Consider the following 19253-nt stretch of genomic DNA (forward strand, 5'->3'; position numbering starts at 1 on the left):
CACCGAGTCGAGACCGCTCCCCGCGCAGGTGTCGGCGGGAATGCGCTGGCTCGCTCGCCGCACTGCCGACCCGGCGGCGAGCTGGGCGTCCTGGGTCAAGGGGAACTGCGTCCCGGTGCCCGTCGGCAGCGGCTTCTTCGTGGTGCGGCTGCCCCACGGCCTCGGCGCGGACGCCGTCGCCGACCTGGCTGGCGCAGTGCCGGAGCTGCCGAGCTGGTCGACGGCCGCGACCCTTCGACGCGCACGGTCACGTGCCCGCCGGCGGAACGCGAGGCCGACCAGCGGCGCTGGCTGTGCCCGCCGAGGGCGCTGCCCGGCGCCGATCCGGTGCTGACCGACCCCTACCGCCTGGCCATGGCCCTGGACCGGGCCCGAGCGCGGAACGACCCGGACGCCTGACGACCCGCTGCCGATCGCCGGACGGGTCCGCGGTCGGCAGCGGTACCACCACCGCCTGCCTCCGTCGATCGCCACCCGGCGGGAACACCGGTGACGGTCACGCCGAGGAGGCGGAGAGGGCGGGCCTTGCGCGCCCTGGGCGGCGAAGACCAGCCCCAACCTGGGGCATCCGACCAACTAGCCGACACGGAGACCGAGATGACACTCACCCCTGTCGTTCCACACAACCACCTGCGCCAGGTGATCGAAGGCATGCGCTGGATCGCCGGGCTCACCCGCGACCCCGAGGGCACCAAGCTGGCCTGGGCGCAGGGCCACGCAGTGCCCGTCCCGCTCGGCATCTTCGCCGCGGTCGTGCGAATACCGGAACCGCTGGGCCGAGCCGCTGTCGCCGTGCTGCTCGCGCACGCTCCCGAGACCGTCGGGCCGGTGATCGTCGACGAGTGGGCCGGCGTCGTCGACGTCTTCGTGCCCAGTGCCCCGCCGGTGCGGCAGGGCAGTGACGTCGAGCTGATCGGCCGGTGCCAGGACCCGACACCGGTGGTCATGTGCCCGTCGCCCGGCAGGCGTGCGGTCGGGCGCAGGTGGCTGTGCCCGCCGAGGGCGCTGCCGGGCCAGGACGCGGTGCTCACCGACCCGCACCGTCTCGCCGAGGCCCTGGCCCTCTCCCGCGGCCCGCTCGCTGCGGCCGGGTGACCGGCCCGGTCCCCGTGAGCCTCCCGTTGCTGGCCGCCCCGGTCGTGGCCAGCAGCGGGACATCCGCCCGGCTCGCCCGCCTCGGGGCGGCCGATCCACTTCCCCCCTTCTCGCGCTGATACAGGAGAGCACCGGTGACAACCGACGGTCCGCGCTTCGAGGTCCTTCAGTTATGGGCCGCGAAGAAGCTGGGGGGTGTGCCGTTCGCGGACGGCGTGCCGCTGCTGCCGCTGGGAGCCGCACTCGACCGGATCGTCGACGAGGTACCGCGCCTGGGCGGCCCGCACCTGGGCGATCCGTCGGTGGAGCGACTCGCGGAGACGCTGGAGGTCACCGCCTGCCGACTGCGCCGCACCGAAGGCGACGGGCCTCGGCCCGTGCTGCTGACCATGCTGGCCCACGAACTCCACGAAGCCGATTCGGTGTTACGGCAAGGCGAGCACCTGGCGGGGCTGGACCGGGTGCGCCGCGTGTGCGTGACGATCGTCTGCCTGGAGGAGATCACCGCCCACACCGCCGGGCCGGGCGCCGGACAGACGCGCCTTCGCGCCGTGGGGCACCACATGCCGCCGATCGCAGCACCACGCTCACCCGCACCACCACCTGCCCCCGAACTCCCCTGGCACGGCCCGGTGCTGGCGGACGCAGTCCTGGGCGCGCACCTGCGCCACCTGCGCGAGTGCCAGGGCATGGCCCGGGCCGACGTCACCGCACGCCTTCCCACCGCCCTCCAGGACATCGACGTTGAAGCCCTGGAAGCCGGACGCGGCCCGACGCTACGGGAGAAGGCGTCGGACGGGCACCTGCTCGCACTCCTGCGCGCCTACGGAGCGGGGGCGCTCGCCGCCGACTTCGAGCACTGCCTCACGGTCAACGCCCGCACCAGGCCCGGCTACTTCATGGACCGCGGCCCCGCCCGGGCGCACCGCTACCAGCTCCTCGAACAACGGGCCTCGTCCGTACTGCTGACCGGCGCCCTGCTCATCCCCGCAGCCCTGCGGGTACCCGCCTACGACCAGGCCGTCACGGAGAAGGAGGCGCCCCGGCTGCGGGTCGCCGACACCGTGGCCACCCGCCCGGCGACGCTCGTGCCGGACCAGGGCTGCCCACTGTGCCGGGCCTACCGCGCGGACCAGCTCCACGGCCCGCAGGCGGCCACGGCCTGGCTCCGCCAGGTGGGCGTCGAGAGGGCCGCGAACTTCGAGGCCCGCCTACGCGGCCCAGGCGCGCCGCCCACGACGCTGCTCCTCGACTCGGACCTGCTGCGCCGCCCCGAGGACGCCCCCGGTGTGCACGCCGACCAGATGCTCCACCTCGCCCACCTGGCCCGCACCACCGCGCTGCGGGTGCGTGTCCTGCCCCCGGCCGCCGGCGTCGCTCTGACCTCGGACACCGCCGAACTCACGCTCCGCGGCCGGACCCTGTCCGCGGTCTGGGGCTTGTTCGACATCACCTACCAGCACGGCGACGACCTGCGCCCGCACACCGCCCTGGAACGCGCCCTGCCGCCCGAAGAGAGCACCTGGCTGCTAGAGCGCGCGGCGGCCGGAGACCTTCCAAGGAGGACCCGGTGGTGACCAGCAACAACTCGATCTCCGGAACCGTGTTGGGGGCGGCTGTGCAGGCCCACACCGTGTACGGGGGCATCACCCTGCACACCCCAGCTCCGCCCCCGGTGCCACGCCAACTCCCGCGCCGCCGACCGCTGGTGGACCGTCACGACCTCACCGCCGCCCTCGCCGACGTCCTGCACCGGGACGACCCGCCCCCGGTCCTGCTCACCGGGCCCGCCGGAATCGGCAAGACCACCCTCGCCCTGCACGCGCTCCACACGCGCGGCCACCCGTCCGGCGGGCAGCTCTTCGCGGACCTCGGCGCCCACAGCACCGCCAGCCCTGCCCACCCCGGCGACGTCACCGCCCGCTGGCTGCGCGCTCTGGGCATCACCCAGCCGCCGCCGGACCCGGAGGAGGCCGGCGCGCTGCTGCGCACCCTTACCGCCTCCCGGCCGGTGGCGGTGTTGTTGGACAACGCCGCCGACGACGAACAGGTGCGGGCGCTGCTGCCCGCCGAGGGGTCGCTGGTCATCGTCACCTCCCGCTGTCCGCTGGCCGGTCTGCTGGCTGACGGCGCCCACCATCGGGCTGTGGGCCCGCTGCCACCGGACGCCGCCCGCCGGCTCCTGGCCGACACCGCCGGTGGAGCGGGTGCCGCGTGCGACCTCGCGGCGCTCGCCGAGGCGTGCCGCGGTGTGCCGCTCGCGCTCGCCCTGGCCGGCGCCCACCTGGCCGCAGGGCGCACCCTCACCCTCCAGCCCGCCCCGGCTGCACCGTTGGAGACCGTCGTGACCGCCGCCCTCGCCCAGACCTTCCGCGCCTTGGCCCCGGACACCGCCCGCGTCTACCGGGCCCTGGGGGCGCTGCCCCTGCCCGGTGCCCGGATCGACGCCGCCATGGCGGGCGCGGCCGCGGGCCTCGATCCGTCGGCCACGATCGGCCACCTGATCTCCCTGACGGAGGCCGGGCTCATCCACCCGACCGACGACGAGCACTACACCTTCGCCACCGCGGGCGGCCGCCGGCACGCCGCCGCCCTGGGCCGACGCACGGAGGGCAACGACCAGACCGACACGATCCGTCGCCGCGCCCTGGACTGGCTGCTGGCCGAGGCCTACGCGGCCTCGCGCACCCTGCACCCCTTCCGCCGCACCGTAGAACCGCACCTGCGCCACCCGCCGCCCCACCGTGCCGCCCTCGCCGACAAGCAGGCGGCCCTGGCCTGGTTCGCGCGATGCGACACCTACCTGCGCACCGCGCTGGAGACCTCCGACCGTCACGGCCAAGACGACGTCACCGCGCACCTCGCCCACGCCTGGTGGCCCTGGCTGCTGCGCCAACGCCCCTACGTGCTTTGGCAGTTGACGTACAAGCTCGCGATCCCGGCCGCCCAGCGCCTCGTTGCGGCCGCACCCGGTCCCGGCAATCGGACCGTACTGCGCGAGCTGTTCGGGGCCCGCGCCACCGTACGGCGCGCGACGGGCGACCACAGCGGCGCCATCGAGGACTGCGGCACGGCCCTCACGCTCGCCGCCGAGGACAAGGACGCCGTTGCCTATGCGCAGCACCTGCACGACCTCGGCGTTGCGACCCACGAATCCGGCAACCCGGGGCTCGCACAGGCCTGCCTGGCCGAGGTGCTGGACCGGCGTTCCGAGCTGGGCGCCGTCCGCGACACTGGCGTCACCAGGGTGGCGCTGGCCGTCTCCCTCCACGCGCTCGGCCACGACGACACCGCGCTCGGCCACCTGCGCGACGCCTACCGGGAGCTGACCTCCGTCGGCGACGGCCTGAACGCCGGCCGGGCCCGCGCGTGGGAGGGCCGCATCCTCGCCCTGCGGGGTGCGTTCGGGCCCGCCGAAGCCGCGTTCGGTCGGGCGATGAACCTGTTCGTCACCGAGCGGGCCCAGCCGTGGCAGGGCCGCGTGCTGCTGTGGTCGGGCGAACTGGCCGGCGCCCAGGGGCACTTGGAGCAGGCCGCCGAACTGCTGCGCGTCGCCCGCCGGATGTACGTGGGCAGTACGGCCGATCTGCGGGCCGTCGCCGAGGCGGCCGCGCGGATCGGGGCCGTGCTGTGACCGCCCCCGCCAAGGTGTCCAAGGTCGTGTACGGCCGGGCCTGTCCGTCGTGCGGTGCCCGCGTCTGGGTCTCAAGCGTGCAGCACGAAGCACTGCGCCTGATGGCGCTCGGGGCGTCGAACCCGCAGATCGGGCGGCACCTGCGCGACACCGGGCTGGACAAGGCCCTGGGGGACGACAAGGAGCGCGGGGCCTACATCGTGCGCTGCCTCCTCACCCGTCTCGGCGCCTCGGGGCGTGCCCACGCGGTCGATACCGCCTGCCGGCTCGCCCTGGTGGACGTGCTGGGAAAGGCCCGACCGCCGGAGCAGGAGATTCTTCCTCGCCATAAGAAGTGCGCGGTGCTGCTGGCGAGCGGCCTGTCGTACAAGCAGGCCGCCCGGCGGTTGGGCCTCAGCCCGCTCACCGTGAAGTCGCACCTGCACGGGCTCTACAAGCGGCTCGGCGCCTCGGGCGGCGCACACGCGGTCCACCTGCTGCACGCCCTGAAGGAACTGCCGGCCGACCACCCCTGCCCGTGCCGGCGGCGCATCCCCAGGGAGCCCACATGACCCCATCACGCCCCTGGCCTCCCACGGTTGCGCCTGGACTTCCCGGTGGCGCGGGATTGCCCGCCCGGCCACCCGGCGCCGCCACCGTCAGCCGGCGCGTCACCGACTACCGCATCCCCGAGCGCCCCACCGACTCCCGCATCCGGAAGGTTCATTCGCAGTGACTCCCGACGACAGCTGTGCCGCGGTCATCGCCACGGCCCTGCGCAACGGCCTCGACCCGCGTGGCGCCGTTCTCCTGCAAGCTGGCCCCCACCACACCTGGCGCCTGCCGAGGTCGGGTGCCGTCGCCAAGGTGTGGGCCCCGGGCACCGCGGTCGAGGCCGCCGTGCGCGACACCCGCATCGCGAAGTGGCTCCTGAACAACGGCATCAGGACTCCTCGCCCGGCCGGGAACTCCACCTACCCGCTGACCCACAGCGGCCGCTACCACCTCCAGGTTTCGTTCTGCGAGGACCTCGGCGACCGCCCGTGCGGCCCGGGCGACCTCGCCGACGTCCTGCGGCGCCTGCACGCCCTGCCCGTGCCCAAGGGCCTGGGCCTGACGCGGTTCGACCCGTGCCGCGACCTGGCCGGACGCATCCGGGGCCTGCGGCCGGGCACCCTCGCCCCCGACCAGGAACGGCACCTGCGCGCGGTGCTGGCCGACACCCGCACGGCCTGGCGCACCGCGCCCTGGGACCCGCCGTGCGTGATCCACGGCGACGCGACCCCCAGCAACTGCCTCATGACCGAGCACGGTCCGGCGCTGATCGACTTCGAACGCGCCGCGACCGGGCCCAGCCAGTGGGACCAGGCCGCCGCCGCGTGGGCCCGTGACGCCTTCGGCACACCGCCCGAACGGTACGAGGAGTTCGCGCGCGCCTACGGCCACGACGTCACCGCCACCGACGCCTACTGCATGATGACCCCGGTCTTCGGCATCGCCGCGTGGCTCTACGCCGCCGAGCACGCCCGCACCGAGCCCGACCTCCAGGACGAGGCCGACCGGCGCCTGGCCACCATCCTCACCGACCCCCTCCCGCCCGCCCCCTGGGGCTGGCTGCCCGCCTCCCGCGCCGCGGCGCAGGCCACAACGTGACCGCCATCGTGGGCGACCGCGCGCGGGACCTCGTCGCCCGCACCGGCCTGCCCGTGCTGCTGCTTGCCGGCCTCACCGACGAGCCGACCCTGACCGCCGCCACCGGCGGCCACCCCCGCCGCTACCTGTCCACCACCACGCTGTACCAGGGCGGCCTGCGCGCCGAGGTCCACGCCCCCGGCGGCCCGGACCCCGCGCAGCTCGTGACCGCCGCCCTGCCCGGCGCGCCGAAGACCACCACCGCCTACCTCGCCACCCCCGGCCAGATGGCGAAGGCCGTGGAACGCCGCCACGACGGCCTGCTCGCACGCGCCGCCCTCTGGCACGGGTGGACCCTCCTGCACCTCACCGAAGACGCAGGCCCCCGTCTGCCGGCCCTGCGCCTGATCGGCGCCGACTCCCTGCCCACCGGCCGCTCCGGCCGCCCCGCCACCCCTCGCTCCTGACCGACCGTGAAGTGGACTGCCCGTGACCGACTTCTGCTACCACAACACCGCCCTCGTCGAACCGGCCGACCTCGTCCGTTACGCCGCCCTTGTCGAAGCCGCGGCCCCGTACGTGACGGAGCTGTCCGCCTTCCCCCTGCCCGCCCGCGTCGTCGTGCGCGCCGTCATCCCGGACCAGTACATCGACAGGCAGGCCGAGCACAACGCCCACCTGACCCGTCTCGCCCTGGCCGGCCTGGACGCCGACAGCGACGCCGCGAAGCGCGCCCCCGCGCTGGTCGAGGAAGCCCGCACGGCCGCCCGAGCTGCCGCCCGGCGTTTCTACCCGCTCTGCCGGGCGGCGGTCATCATCCACGAGTCGGCAGACCCCGAACTGACCATCATCCCCGAGGTCTACGACCGGCACCTGCACCCCACCGGCCGCCAGCTCATCACCGTCTTCGCCCACCAGCTGACCGCGCTGGCGCTGTACGCGCACTACCCCGAGCTGGCCTGGGCCCAGCGCAGGTGCAACGCGCTGGACAGCACGCTCGCGCCCCACCGGCGACGGCGGCCCGCCGCCCTGGTCCCCGGATACGGCCAGTACGTCGAGCGCCTCGTCGCCAAGGCCCTGGGCGGCCCCGCCGTGACCGGGCCCCTGCCCGACGAACCCCAGCCCAGCGACCTCTACACCCAGCTGCGGGCCGACCCGGACAGCCCGGCGAACGCCCGCCAGGTCGACCAGGGAGAGCAGTTCGCCTCAGTCCTCCTCGACGCCGGCGGGCAACCGCTGCTGCACCTGGCCCTGGGACGCGAGGCCCTGTACCCGACCGACGCCGACCTCAACGACCCGACGACGTGGCTCACCCGCCACCAGGCGGCCGTCACGCAGACCACCAACACCACCACCGACGACAGCGGTACCGCGGGCGACAGGTAGAAGCCCGCACTCCGAGCCCGGCGTCCGCCCCGTCGGCCCCGCCCGGCGCCGTCGGCGCCTCCCCGACGCCGCGGTCTTCGGCGACACCGCGCGCGACCTGATCGGCTCCCTGATCTAGGCCGCGACCTGAAGGCCTGGACGCACCAGGGGCGCCGCCCCTGACAACCGCAGCTCTGCAGCACCGCCAATTTCGAATCGACCACCTCACAGTGGTCGCCGAGCTCGAAAGGGATGTTCGATGACCAATGTCCAACACCCGAGCACCGACGATGCCGGACCCGGCACACGTCGGCCGCCCAGGCGTGCCACCCTTGCGCTCCCGCAGACCGAGACGGTGCCGGTCCCGGCGATCAACACCGTCGTACTCACCTGGCTCTCCACCGCCCTCGGCGGCGCCGAGAAGTCCGTTCCCGAACTCGCCGAAGCCCTTGCCCTCCAGGGCGTTCGAGTCCGGCTGGTGTGGTGGCGCGCCACCCCGGACGCCGCCGAGGCCCCGGCCCCGGCCGGCGTCGAGGTGCAGGAGGTGAGCAGCTGGGACGGCTACCGCTCCGTCGTCAACACCATCGCGGCGAATCGTCGAGGCACGGTCGTGATCTCCTCGCACCGCACCTGCGCCGCCGATGTGATTCTGGCCGGCGCGACCCCCGTGGTGGCTGTGCTGCGTGGCATTGCCCACCGGGAGCGCATCCTTCGGGTCCTGGACCCGGGCACCGGGCGGATCGAGCCGATCCATCCGGGCCAGATGCAGGCCCACCTGCTTGCGCAGGCCGCCTGGGTGGGAATCTCGGACGCCTCGGCGTTCTCCGCCAAGTGCCTGCCCGGGGTCACCGAGGCGACGACGATCTACAACGGTGTGGCACTGCCCGACACTCCGCCCGAGCGGACCGCCAAGGTCCCCGGCCGACTGCGGGTCGCGGTGGTCGCACGCACGGTGCCGTGGAAGCGGCTCGACGACCTCGTGTACGCCGCCTCGGACCCCACCATCGCCGACCGGGTGAAGGTCACGGTGTACGGGCAGCCGGGCAGCGCACAGGACAGCCTGGACAAGCTGGTCACCGCGACCCGGGCGCCGGTCACCTTCCACGGCTACACCACCGACCTCGCGGCGCACCTCACCGACAGCGACATCCTGGTCTCCCCTTCCCCCGAGGAGGGATTCGGCCGGTGCGTCATCGACGCCGCCGGCGCCCGCATCCCCGCGATCGTCCCCGACGAAGGCGCCGGGCCCGAAGTCGTACTGGACGGGCAGACCGGCATCGTCTACCCGTACGCGCAGCGTGGCTCCCTCGCCAAGGCGCTCGCCTGGGCCGCCGACGCCGACCCGGGCGTCCTCGACGCGATGGGCGACGCCGCGCTCGCCCGCGCCAAGGGCTGGTTCAACCCGGCGCGCTGCGCCGCGCAGTTCCTCGACCTCGCCCACGCCGCAACCGGCCTTCGAGGTGCCCGATGAGCGAGCCCCTGCTCGGCCAGTTCACGTCCTTCGCCGCCGACCCGTGGCTGCACGAACTGGGCTGCGACTGGATGGACAAGACCCCGGCCCACCTGTTCCCCCAGGCCTGCGAGAAGCTGTTCGAGGAACTGGCCGAACGACTCGGCACCGACCAGTACATCCACCCCACCGCCTGCATCTCCCCGCACGCCAACATCGTCGGCCGGGTCATCATCGGCCCCGGCGCCGTCGTGCACGAGTTCAGCACTGTCCGCGAACGCGCCGTGCTGTCCCGCGGAGTTCACGTCGGCTTCGGCTGCGAGGTCTCCCGCTCCGTCCTGCTGGAACGCGCGGTCCTCGCCCACCGGGTCTGCCTCGCCATCGGCATGGTCGGCCGCCACGCCCACCTCGCCGCAGGGGTGATGGCCTACAACATGCGGCTGTGGAACCCCGACCCGCTCAACCCCACCGTGCCGGTGCGGATCCGTCTGGCGGACGGCACCACCGCCGAGACCGGCCGCCCGAAGGCCGGCGTCGTTTTCGGCGACCGGGTACGCGCCGCGGCGAACGCCACCGCCGGGCCCGGCGCCCTCATCGGCCCCGACACCGTGCTCTACCCCGGTGTCCAACTCGGCAGCGAGGAGATCCCCGCCGGCATGGTCGTACGCCCCTCCACCCCCGCGGTCACGGTCGAACCGCGCCGCGACCTCGTCATCGCCTGATCCGAAGGAGACGAACATGCTGTACGAACTCGAGCGGCACCGGATGGTCGCGGCGATCCAGGCCGTCAAGGACGGGGGCCTGCTCAACCAGGGCGGCGGAGCCATCTCCGTGCGCACCCCCGACGACCGGATGGTGATCTCCACCACGGGCAGCGCCAGCCGCCAGTACTGGGACATCACCGCGGCCGACCACATCGTGCTGGACATGAACGGCGACGTCGTCGAGCAGACCACGGGCCTGGGTGTGTCCGGCACGCCGCTGCACCTCGCGCTGTACCGGATGCTGCCCAAGGCCGGGGCGATCCTCCACGCCCACGCGCCCCACTCCCTGGTGTTCTCCTCCCTTGGCCACGACGTCCCCTCGGTCACGAACCGGTGCGACGCACTCGGGCCGATCCCGTGCCTGGCCGCCGACGACGAGACCGTCAAGCGTGAGTACCGCGACAACCCCTACCAGTTCACGATGCCGGCTGGGATGGTCCAGCGCCCGGACGTCGCCGTGGTCACCATCCGCTACTACGAGCCGCTCCTCGACCAGTTGATCGCCCCGCGGGCCGCCGAGCTGGAACGGCACGCCCTGGCCTTCACCCTGTACCGGCACGGCGTGGTCGTCGTCGGACGCGACGTCGGCCAAGCCGTCGACGCCCTGTTCCGCGTCGAGGAGTCCGCAGAGTGCGCTCTCAAGCAGACCGCCCTCACGGGTGGCGTAATTCACTCGAACCGACTCTTCCGCTCGGGAGCCTGAAACCCTGCACGTAACGTCATATGTGAGATAGAAGATCCGTGTCGGGTGGTGCTCCAGTGCCACCCGGCACCGGACACCCGATCCAGAACCCGAGGAACAACACCATGGCGAAGGCCTACGAGCACATGGCACACGACCGGCACTGGTACCGGATCAGCGGCGGCGTCCCGCTGACCGGCTCGGTGGCGGCCGCCGGCGCGAAGAACTCCGTCACGAAGCTGCTCGTGGCCTCGCTGCTCACCGACAAGCCGTGCACCCTGCGCCGGGTACCCGACATCCTGGAAGTACACCTGGTCCTCGACATGCTCACCGAGCTGGGCACCACGGTGGAGTGGAGCGGCCCCGACGAGGTCACCGTGCACACCCCCAAGATCACCGCGACGACGCTGCCCGACGCCTACAGCGGCGTCAACCGCATCCCGGTCCTGATGATCGGCCCGCTGCTCCACCGCGCCGGCGAGACCCTGCTCCCGCTGCCCGGCGGCTGCACGATCGGCAAGCGCCCCATCGATTTCCACCTCGACGGCCTCGGCGAGATGGGCGCCTTCGTCACCCAGGAGCTGCGCTCGGTCAAGGTCCACGCCGACCGGCTCCACGGCACCCACATCACCCTGCCGTTCCCCTCGGTCGGGGCGACCGAGAACCTGCTGCTCGCCGCCACCCTCGCCAAGGGCACCACCGTCATCCACGGCGCCGCCGTCGAGCCCGAGATCATCGACCTCGTACTCTTCCTCCAGCAGATGGGCGCCCTGGTCAACGTCGAGACCGACCGCACCATCACCGTCGAAGGCGTCGAGAAGCTGCGCGGCGCCGTGCACTCGGTGATCCCGGACCGGATCGAGACCGCCTCCTTCGCGGCGCTCGCCGTCGCCACCGACGGCCGCATCGAGGTCCAGGGGGCACAGCAGCAGCACCTGGTGACGTTCCTCAACGCCATCAGGCGGGTAGGCGGCGACTTCGCCCCGACCGACGACGGCCTGGCGTTCTGGCGCGAACGCCCGCTGACCGCCGTCCACCTGGAGACCGGCGTCCACCCCGGCTTCATGACCGACTGGCAGCAGCCCTTCGTCCTCGCACTCACACAGGCCGAAGGCACCAGCACCATGCACGAGACGATCTACGAGGACCGCTTCGGCTACACCCAGCAGCTCGCCGCGATGGGCGCGAACGTCGCCCTCACCGACAACTGCCTCGGCACCGGCGGCTGCCGCTACAACCGGCGCGGCCACCAGCACTCCGCGCTCATCACCGGCCCCACCAAACTCCACGGCGCGCACCTGACCATCCCCGACCTGCGTGCCGGATTCGCCTACATCATGGCCGCGCTCGTCGCCGAGGGAACGTCCACCGTCGCCGGCACCCGCTACCTGGAGCGCGGCTACGAGGACCCGGTAGGCAAGCTGCGCGCCGTCGGCGCCCAGATCGAGACCATCCCGACACACTGACCCCCAAGGGGGAGGACAACATGACCGCCACGGCGGCCGCAGCGATGATCCTGCGAACCTACGAAGAGATCATCGACCAGCACGACAGCTACACCGTGATGAACCCCGTACAGGGCTGCCCCAAGCGGTGTGCGTACTGCTTCCTGAAGAAGCGGAACCAGACCGGCGTGAAACCGGTCGAACTCGCGAGCCCGGCCCGGACGGTCGAACTGCTGCTGTCCTCCCCCTACTACCGGCCCGGCGGGGTGCTGGCCGCCTACACCTGCACCGACGCCCTGGCCACACCGCCCAACCGCAAGCACCTCGTCGGCCTGCTGGGAGAGCTCACCCAGGCGAACGTCACCAACCCGCTGGTGCTGATCAGCAAGTGCGCCCCGACCCCGGACGTTGTCGACGCGGTCACCACCGCCCGCGCAGCCGGCCTGCCGGTCATCCTGTACCTCTCATACTCCGGCCTCGGCCCGGACGTCGAACTCGGCATCGACCACCACGCGCTGCGCCGCAGCTTCGCCCTGTGGCACGGCGCCGGCGTGCCGGTCGTGCACTACTGGCGGCCGTTCCTCCCGCAGAACTCGACGCAGGAGACGATGCGCACCGTCCTGGACACCGTCGTCGGACGTTCGGCGTGCTCGGTCGCGGTGGGCCTCAAGACCCCACCCGGCGCGTTCGACCAGATGCTCGCCCTGTGGGACGGTCTCCCGGCCGACGCGGCCGACGCGGACGCGGTGTGGCCGAAGGAGGCCAAGCAACTGCTGGAGACGCTGCCCGCCGAGTACGGGCAGCTGGTGTACGAGTCCAACTCGTGCGCACTCGCGCACGTCACCGGTCGTGCGGACGAAGCGGGTGTGTGGGGCAGCGACGTGTGTGCCTCCGCAGACCTCTGCCCGGCCGGTCAGCGGCGCCTGTGCCGGGGGACCTGGCGCAACCCGGCACCGATCGGCACCCCGCAGATCGAAGCCGAACTCGCCCGCCTCGGCCTCCTCGGAACCCCGTACACGTGGAACCAGCAGGAACGGCAGCTGCACCTGGCCACCCCGGTACGGAGAGCGGACACCACCAGCCTCACCTACGCCCTCGGTGCGCGCGTCATCGCGCCGCGCCAGGAAGACGACCTGTACTGGTCCGGCCGGATCGGCGGCTCCCTGCCCCTGGTCACCGGCAGCACGCCCTGACCGCGGGCCTTCGTGTCGACGTCCGTCCCGAACTGACTGCCCGCCTCTTGCCCGATCCGCCACGATGTCATCAGGTCCCGGGGGCCTGCCGCCCCTGCCCCCGGTCACCCGCGTAAGGACACCAGCTTCCATGACAGCCGCCCCGACGCAGCGGTCCGACCAGACCCCGGGCCGAACGCCGGCCGAAGGAACGCGCAAGGGCCGGTCAGGGCTCAGCCAGGAAGAGATCCGCCAGCGTCTCCGAGAAGTCGGCTACGAACTCCTGGAGCCCTACCAGCACTCTCACACCCCTGTCGAGGTCCGCCGGATCGCGTGCGGCCACCGCGCCCGTTCCCTCGTGTACACCCTCACCCGCATCGGGCTCAGCTGCCGAACCTGCCAGCCCGGCGGACCTGCCCGCCCCACACGCGCCGGAGGCCTTTCCCCGGAGGAAGCCATCGAGTACGTGGCCGCGTTCGGCTGGGATCCCGAAGCGGCCTACTCCGGGTCCGTTTCCAAGACGTGGCCTCTCCGACACCGTGCCTGCCGTACCGCATCGGACATCTCCCTGGTCGGGTTCGACGGCCACTGCAGCACCTGCGCCGAGATCATCACCGCTGCCCCGTCCTCGACGACAAGCCGCAGAGTCGCCAAGCTGCTGCACAACCTCGGATACACCCGGGAGCAGCCCTACCCCGGCGCCGCCTCCGAGCCCTGGCACGTGCGCCACACCTCCTGCGGCCACATCATCACCACGACGCTCAATCAGCTCATCGCCGGCGCACAGTGCCCGCTCTGTGCCCGCCACGTCAGGCCGCAAGCGGTTCAGAACCGGTCGACCAGGCCCTGGCCGACCAGCCAGAAGCTCTCCCTGAGCCCGGAAGCCGCTGAGGAACTCCTTCTCCTCTTCGGCTACGAACCGGCTGACGACCCTTACCCAGGTACTGTCACCCGCAAGTGGCGCGTCCGTCACGTCGCCTGCGGCTACGTCTCGGCCCGCAGCTTCGACACCGTCCGGAGCCTCCACCTGAACAACCGGGACCGCAGGGTCCGCGGCATCAAGCAGAGCGGAACCAGATGCCCGGGGTGCCGGGCCCTCAAGGTGCCGTCACCCGCTGCCCCCGCCCCTGTCCCATCCCGTTCCGGCCCGCCCCGTCTCGACCAGGCTGTAGTCGCAGAGCGCCTCCGCGATGCCGGCTACGAAATCCTGGATCCGTACCAACGCAGTCACGTCCCGGTGCGTGTCCGCCACCATGCCTGCGGCCACATCGACAAGGCCGCCATCCACTACTTCACGACAGGCAGACGCCGCTGCGCAGGGTGCGCCCTCAAGGCATCCAACCCCGATCACGCACCCGCCCCGCGGACAACCACGGTCGACGGGGAGCCCGGGCATCACGACGAACAGGTCCAGGACCATGACCACCCGGCAGCTGAACCAGGCCAGCGCAAAGGAGCGTTGTGAGCACACCTTCTGACCCCGCTGCCGAGGAGGCGCCCAAAGCGGCGGTGTCCGAGAGCGAGTTGCTGCTGTTCGGCGGTCCGATGCGCTACGACTACGGCTGGGCGAAGCACGAGTTCGCCGGTGCCAAGGTGACGTTCGCGACGGTCGCCCGCCAGATGCCCCGCTTCCTGGGACTTGCAGGGAGGATGGCATGGTCCGCCGACCGAACGGCGCTGATCACCCTGGTGGTGGCCGAGCTGCTTCGCGGCGTCGCCGCCGCGGTGATGCTGGTCGCCACCAACCGGGCCCTCGGACACCTCCTCGCCACCGGAGAGACGGCGACCGTCCTGCGTGCCGCAGTCCCGGCCGTCTGCGCCGTCGGCGTGGTCGCCGCCCTGTCGGCCGTGCTCGCCGCCGTGTCCGGGCGCGCCGCTGGCCGACTTGAACCGGCCGTGTTCAGGGCTGCCACCGTCGACTTCCTGGACATCGTCTCCCGCTCCGAGCTGGAGGCGATCGAAGACCCGAAGTTCGTGGCGGACGTGGACTCCGCGCGCTGGGGTGCCGGGTCGATCCAGCACGTCATCGGCCAGGCCACCGCCGTCCTCACCGCCGCCCTCGCCCTGCTCTCCGCCGCGGGGGTGCTCTCCGTCCTCCACCCCGCGCTCCTGCCGATGCTGCTGCTCATCACTGCCCCGCGCGGCTGGGGCGCGGTGCGCACCGCCCGGCGCCGCTACCTGTCCACGCAGGCCATGCTCCAGCACAGCCGGGCCAGCAGCCTCCTCTCCGACATGCTGATCCGGCCGTGGTCGGCCGCCGAGATCCGCGTCCATGCGTGCGGGCCGTTTCTCCTGCGGCACTACGAGCAGATGGCCCGCGCCGCCGAACGCGAACAGGCCCGCCTCGCCGGGGCGAAGGCCCGAACCGACCTGCTGACCGCCGCCCTCGCCGGCCTCGCGACCACCGCGGCGTTCACCATGCTGGGCTGGCTCGTCAGCACGGGCTCCATGCCGCTGGCCGTCGCAGGCACCGCGGTGTTCGCGATCCGCGCCGGGTCCGCGTCGATCGGAGGCCTTGTCTCCCAGATCAACTCCCTGTACGAGGAGTCCCTGTTCGTCGCCGACCTCGACCGGCTGCGCCGCGAAGGGCACCGCCGCGCGATCCCCGAAGGCGGCACGCCGCTTCCCGCCCGCCCCGACGAGATCCGCGTCGAAGACGTCTCCTTCACCTACCCGGGCCGCGACACCCCGGCCCTCGACAAGGTCAGCGTCACCATCCGCCGCGGCGAGGTGATCGCCCTGGTCGGCGAGAACGGTTCCGGCAAGTCCACCCTCGCCCACCTGCTGTGCGGCGTCTACCAGCCCCACCAGGGCCGCATCCTGTGGGACGACGCCGACACCGCCACCGCCGACCGCGCCCAGCTATTCGCCGGCATCGCCCTGCTCGCCCAGAACTTCCAACGCTGGTCCTTCACCCTGCGCGCCAACCTCCTCCTCGGCCGCCCCGAAGCCCCCGCCACGCAGGAGCAGCTGGAGACCGCCGCCCAGTACGCCGACCTCCACACCGTCCTCGCCGACCTCGACCGCGGCTGGGACACCCTCCTCGCCAAAGGGATGGTCAACGGCGTCGGCCTCTCCGGAGGCCAGTGGCAACGCACCGCCCTCGCCCGCCTCTACCACCGCATCACCACCCCCGGCCCGGACGGGCGGCTGCCGCACCTGATCGTCGTCGACGAGCCGACCAGCGCCATGGACGCCAAGACCGAGATCGCCGCGTTCGAGAAGATCCGGGCCCTGACCGAACTCGGCGTCAGCGTCGTCCTCATCACCCACCGCCTCGCCGCCACCGCCCGCGCCGACCGCATCTACGTCCTCGACCACGGCCGCCTCATCGAAGAAGGCGCCCACCACGAGCTGATGGCCGAACCCACCAAGTACCGCGACGCCTACCAGCTTCAGGCCGCCCAATACGACATCAGCGCGCACCTGCCCGGGCAGACCACCACCGAACCCGACCCTCAGGAGACGAAGTGAAAGCGTTCCGCCCCACCTTCGGACGGCAGCCCTGGCCGGACGGCCTGCTCGCACTCCAGATCTACGCCCTGCCCGACCTGCCGCACAGGTCCCCGCTCGACACCCTGCTCACCGACCTGCGCACCGCCATGGCCCCCTTCCCCGTCCTACCCGTCCGCGCCGACAGCTTCCACATCACCCTCGACATGGTCACCTCCGCCCCGGCTGAGGCCATCAGCGACGCCGAGCGCCGCAACGTCGTCGACCGGCTGCGCACCGCGCTGGCCGGCACCGGGCCGATCCGCCTTCAGGCCGGGTCGCCGATCGCTTACCGCACCGGGGTACGACTCGACCTTCACCCCGACAGCGAACTCGCCGCCCTCCAGCACCGCGTCCGCGGCGCCGTCCACGAGGTCTTCGGTCCCGACTCCACCGGCTACCCGCTCGGCGTGCTCCACATGACCGCCGCCTACGCGGCCGCCGACACCGACACCGACGAACTCGCCCAGGCCATCCACCGGATCCGGCCCGGCCACGCACCGTTCACCGTGAGCCGGATCATCCTCAACGAGGTGTACTGGCGTCGCGCACCGCTGCCCGGCCACAACGGCCTGGTCGGCCGGCAGATCGGCTGGGACACCATCGCCACCATCCCGCTCGACGCGTAGCACCGGCACCGTTGCGCGCGCCGAAGAGCCCTACCGCGTCGACAGAGGGCGCTCCCGTGGGATCCGTCGCGTCAGCCCGCTTACTGTCCCCATAGGTAACTGTCCGAAACGGGCCTCGCGCGGCGTCGCGTGACGGGTCAGCGAGGCCGACCGGGCGGGCATCGTGCCGGCTCGGGGACGCGCGATGCACCCGCCACCCCCGAACTGGTGAACCAGCCCTGAAACGCCCCGCCACCTCCGCGAGTCCGGTAAGAGTGGAGGGGTGACAGAGGACTGGACGGTGGACGCGAAGTGGCGTGGGGTCGATCTGGCGCGGGCCTACCTGACGGGGAACCGTGTCCGGGTCGCGGCGTGCCTCGAAGGCCTGGACACCGAGCGGTTGGAGTGCGTGCTCGCCCTGTTGGCCTTCTCCTACGACGACCTTCTCGGCGACCTGGGGCCGTTCATGAAGGTGTCCGACCTCGACAAGGTGGCCGCTGTGGCGCCACTGGAGACCGAACTCGCGACGATGACGGCCGTACACCGGATCGCCGCGAACGAAGTGGGTTTCGCCGAGGCGATGACCGACCTGGGGCTGGTGGATCGGATCCACGCGCTCGCGATATGCAGCGTGGTCATGCTGTTGGGCGCCTTCGGGCACGCCGGCGCGGTGGCTCACCTCGACAAGGTGGCGGCGACGTGCGAGCGGATGGGGTACACCAGGCCCTACACGCTCACCTGACCCATCACCCAGGGCGGGGTCAGCTGTCGTTGCCGAGTCCGAGCTCAGCCCACCACGGCTGGTCGGGATGCTGCTCCCACGTTCGGATGCCGTCGTGGTGGACGAGCGGGCCGGTGCCGTCGGCGCGTTCGCGGTGCCCGCGCAGCCGTACGCAGCGGCCGGCGCCCGGGCCGGTGCGGGGGCTGGCCGGGTCTTCGTGGCCGCACGCCGGCCACATACCGGGCGCCGTGCGATGGTCGCTGCTGCTCATGGCGCCGATGCTAACGGCGGTCCCAGCGCGAACTGCCCGGAGGGGGAGTGTCCGCCGCGGTCCCTACGCTCGGATCATGACCCCCACCACAGACCCCGGCGCCGCCATGCCCGAATCCGGCGGCGTCACCGCCCTCGTCGAGCGGCTGCTCCTGACCGAGAAGATCCGGATCGGCGAGTCCGGCCCGCAGATCTTCGACCCGAACACCGGCCAGTACGTGCCCGGCCCCGACGTCGTGAAGTACGAGGGCCCCGGCTTGCACCGGGCGAGCGGCGGGCCGGGGATCGTGCTGCGCCTGGAAGGCCAGCCGTACAAGGACGACGGCGACGGCCGGTACCTGCTGTTCAGCCCGCTGTCCGCGCCGGTCGCCGCCGAGGGCAACACCGTCACCATCGTGGAGAGCACCGACCCGGGCGCCGTCGGCCGCACGTTCAAGGTCTTGGACCCGGGGGAGTCCGGCGGCCTGACCGTGGTCCGCCGGACGTGGATGCGCATCGAGAAGGCCGGAGGCGCGGCGTGAGCACCCCCGTGGACCTCGATGCCGTCCGCCAGGCGATGGAGGCCACCGTGATGGTCGACACCGTCCGGATCAGCAGGCCGACCGGTACCCCCGTCCTGGACGTCCGCACCGGGCTGGTGGGGCCCACCCCGACGACCACAATCTGGGAAGGCGCCGGCGCGGTGCTGTCCGCGCACGGCCTCGCCGCGGTCGAGCACCTCGTCGGCGGCCGGTGGCTGGAGGACAACGCCTCCTGGTACGGGCTCGTCACCCCGCTGTCCGCACCGCTCCCACAGCGTGGCGACCTCGTGACCGTTACCACCACGAAGGCGCCGACCGCCGGCACCGTCGGCCGGACCTGGCAAGCCCTCGATCCGGGCGAGGCCAGCACCGTGGAGGTCGCCCGGATCACCCGCCTAGACGAGGTCGTGGCGCCGTAGCCGG

Annotated in this window: 19 protein-coding genes; 18 read left to right on the forward strand and 1 reads right to left on the reverse strand. The window is 72.6% G+C overall.

What is annotated here, in order from left to right; translation table 11 throughout:
* Nucleotides 1–597: 597 nt before the first annotated feature.
* The 16 genes from AB0E96_RS00215 (at nt 598) to AB0E96_RS00290 (ending at nt 18060) form a co-directional block, all read left to right on the forward strand.
* Nucleotides 598–1095: a hypothetical protein gene (locus AB0E96_RS00215; protein ID WP_359816741.1), complete on the forward strand. Its 498-nt coding sequence runs from the start codon at nt 598–600 to the stop codon at nt 1093–1095.
* Nucleotides 1096–1229: 134 nt separating this feature from the next.
* Nucleotides 1230–2672 carry a Scr1 family TA system antitoxin-like transcriptional regulator gene (locus tag AB0E96_RS00220; protein ID WP_359816743.1) on the forward strand — a complete coding sequence of 481 codons (1443 nt, stop codon included), beginning with the start codon at nt 1230–1232 and terminating at the stop codon, nt 2670–2672.
* Nucleotides 2669–4729 carry an NB-ARC domain-containing protein gene (locus AB0E96_RS00225; RefSeq protein ID WP_359816745.1) on the forward strand — a complete coding sequence of 687 codons (2061 nt, stop codon included), beginning with the start codon at nt 2669–2671 and terminating at the stop codon, nt 4727–4729. The genes AB0E96_RS00220 and AB0E96_RS00225 overlap by 4 nt, the downstream gene beginning before the upstream one ends.
* A gap of 77 nt (nt 4730–4806) precedes the next feature.
* Nucleotides 4807–5280 (forward strand): helix-turn-helix transcriptional regulator, encoded by a 474-nt coding sequence (locus AB0E96_RS00230; protein ID WP_359816747.1) that lies wholly within the window; start codon nt 4807–4809, stop codon nt 5278–5280.
* Nucleotides 5281–5440: 160 nt separating this feature from the next.
* The gene (locus AB0E96_RS00235) at nt 5441–6361 is read left to right on the forward strand and encodes a phosphotransferase (protein ID WP_359816749.1); all 921 of its coding nucleotides are present in this window, start codon (nt 5441–5443) and stop codon (nt 6359–6361) included.
* Nucleotides 6358–6807, forward strand: a complete 450-nt coding sequence (locus tag AB0E96_RS00240) for a hypothetical protein (RefSeq protein ID WP_359816751.1) — start codon at nt 6358–6360, stop codon at nt 6805–6807. The genes AB0E96_RS00235 and AB0E96_RS00240 overlap by 4 nt, the downstream gene beginning before the upstream one ends.
* Before the next feature lie 22 nt (nt 6808–6829).
* Complete coding sequence (locus AB0E96_RS00245) at nt 6830–7726, forward strand: hypothetical protein (RefSeq protein ID WP_359816752.1); 897 nt, start codon at nt 6830–6832, stop codon at nt 7724–7726.
* Nucleotides 7727–7964: 238 nt separating this feature from the next.
* Nucleotides 7965–9176, forward strand: a complete 1212-nt coding sequence (locus AB0E96_RS00250; protein ID WP_359816754.1) for a glycosyltransferase family 4 protein — start codon at nt 7965–7967, stop codon at nt 9174–9176.
* The gene (locus tag AB0E96_RS00255) at nt 9173–9877 is read left to right on the forward strand and encodes a transferase (protein ID WP_359816756.1); all 705 of its coding nucleotides are present in this window, start codon (nt 9173–9175) and stop codon (nt 9875–9877) included. Before AB0E96_RS00250 ends, AB0E96_RS00255 begins: the two co-directional genes overlap by 4 nt.
* A gap of 16 nt (nt 9878–9893) precedes the next feature.
* Entirely contained in the window at nt 9894–10622 is a 729-nt protein-coding gene (locus AB0E96_RS00260) for a class II aldolase/adducin family protein (RefSeq protein ID WP_359816757.1), read from the forward strand.
* Nucleotides 10623–10726: 104 nt separating this feature from the next.
* The gene (murA, locus tag AB0E96_RS00265) at nt 10727–12067 is read left to right on the forward strand and encodes a UDP-N-acetylglucosamine 1-carboxyvinyltransferase (RefSeq protein ID WP_359816758.1); all 1341 of its coding nucleotides are present in this window, start codon (nt 10727–10729) and stop codon (nt 12065–12067) included.
* A 20-nt stretch (nt 12068–12087) separates the two neighbouring features.
* The gene (locus tag AB0E96_RS00270; protein WP_359816760.1) at nt 12088–13239 is read left to right on the forward strand and encodes a hypothetical protein; all 1152 of its coding nucleotides are present in this window, start codon (nt 12088–12090) and stop codon (nt 13237–13239) included.
* Nucleotides 13240–13369: 130 nt separating this feature from the next.
* Nucleotides 13370–14683 (forward strand): hypothetical protein, encoded by a 1314-nt coding sequence (locus tag AB0E96_RS00275; RefSeq protein ID WP_359816762.1) that lies wholly within the window; start codon nt 13370–13372, stop codon nt 14681–14683.
* The gene (locus tag AB0E96_RS00280; protein ID WP_359816764.1) at nt 14680–16692 is read left to right on the forward strand and encodes an ABC transporter ATP-binding protein; all 2013 of its coding nucleotides are present in this window, start codon (nt 14680–14682) and stop codon (nt 16690–16692) included. Before AB0E96_RS00275 ends, AB0E96_RS00280 begins: the two co-directional genes overlap by 4 nt.
* Nucleotides 16689–17339 (forward strand): 2'-5' RNA ligase family protein, encoded by a 651-nt coding sequence (locus AB0E96_RS00285; RefSeq protein WP_359816766.1) that lies wholly within the window; start codon nt 16689–16691, stop codon nt 17337–17339. Before AB0E96_RS00280 ends, AB0E96_RS00285 begins: the two co-directional genes overlap by 4 nt.
* Nucleotides 17340–17601: 262 nt before the next feature.
* Complete coding sequence (locus AB0E96_RS00290) at nt 17602–18060, forward strand: hypothetical protein (protein WP_359816768.1); 459 nt, start codon at nt 17602–17604, stop codon at nt 18058–18060.
* A gap of 19 nt (nt 18061–18079) precedes the next feature.
* Here the strand turns inward: AB0E96_RS00290 and AB0E96_RS00295 are convergent, their stop codons facing one another.
* A complete protein-coding gene (locus AB0E96_RS00295) occupies nt 18080–18310 on the reverse strand; it encodes a hypothetical protein (RefSeq protein ID WP_359816770.1) in 231 nt (76 codons plus the stop codon).
* Between the two features lie 76 nt (nt 18311–18386).
* Between AB0E96_RS00295 and AB0E96_RS00300 the strand changes: the two genes are divergently transcribed.
* Both AB0E96_RS00300 and AB0E96_RS00305 read left to right on the forward strand, forming a co-directional pair.
* Nucleotides 18387–18830: a DUF6093 family protein gene (locus tag AB0E96_RS00300; protein WP_359816772.1), complete on the forward strand. Its 444-nt coding sequence runs from the start codon at nt 18387–18389 to the stop codon at nt 18828–18830.
* A complete protein-coding gene (locus tag AB0E96_RS00305; protein WP_359816774.1) occupies nt 18827–19249 on the forward strand; it encodes a DUF6093 family protein in 423 nt (140 codons plus the stop codon). Before AB0E96_RS00300 ends, AB0E96_RS00305 begins: the two co-directional genes overlap by 4 nt.
* Nucleotides 19250–19253: the final 4 nt, after the last annotated feature.

This window comes from Kitasatospora sp. NPDC036755, from assembly GCF_040636595.1.
Lineage (GTDB): Bacteria > Actinomycetota > Actinomycetes > Streptomycetales > Streptomycetaceae > Kitasatospora.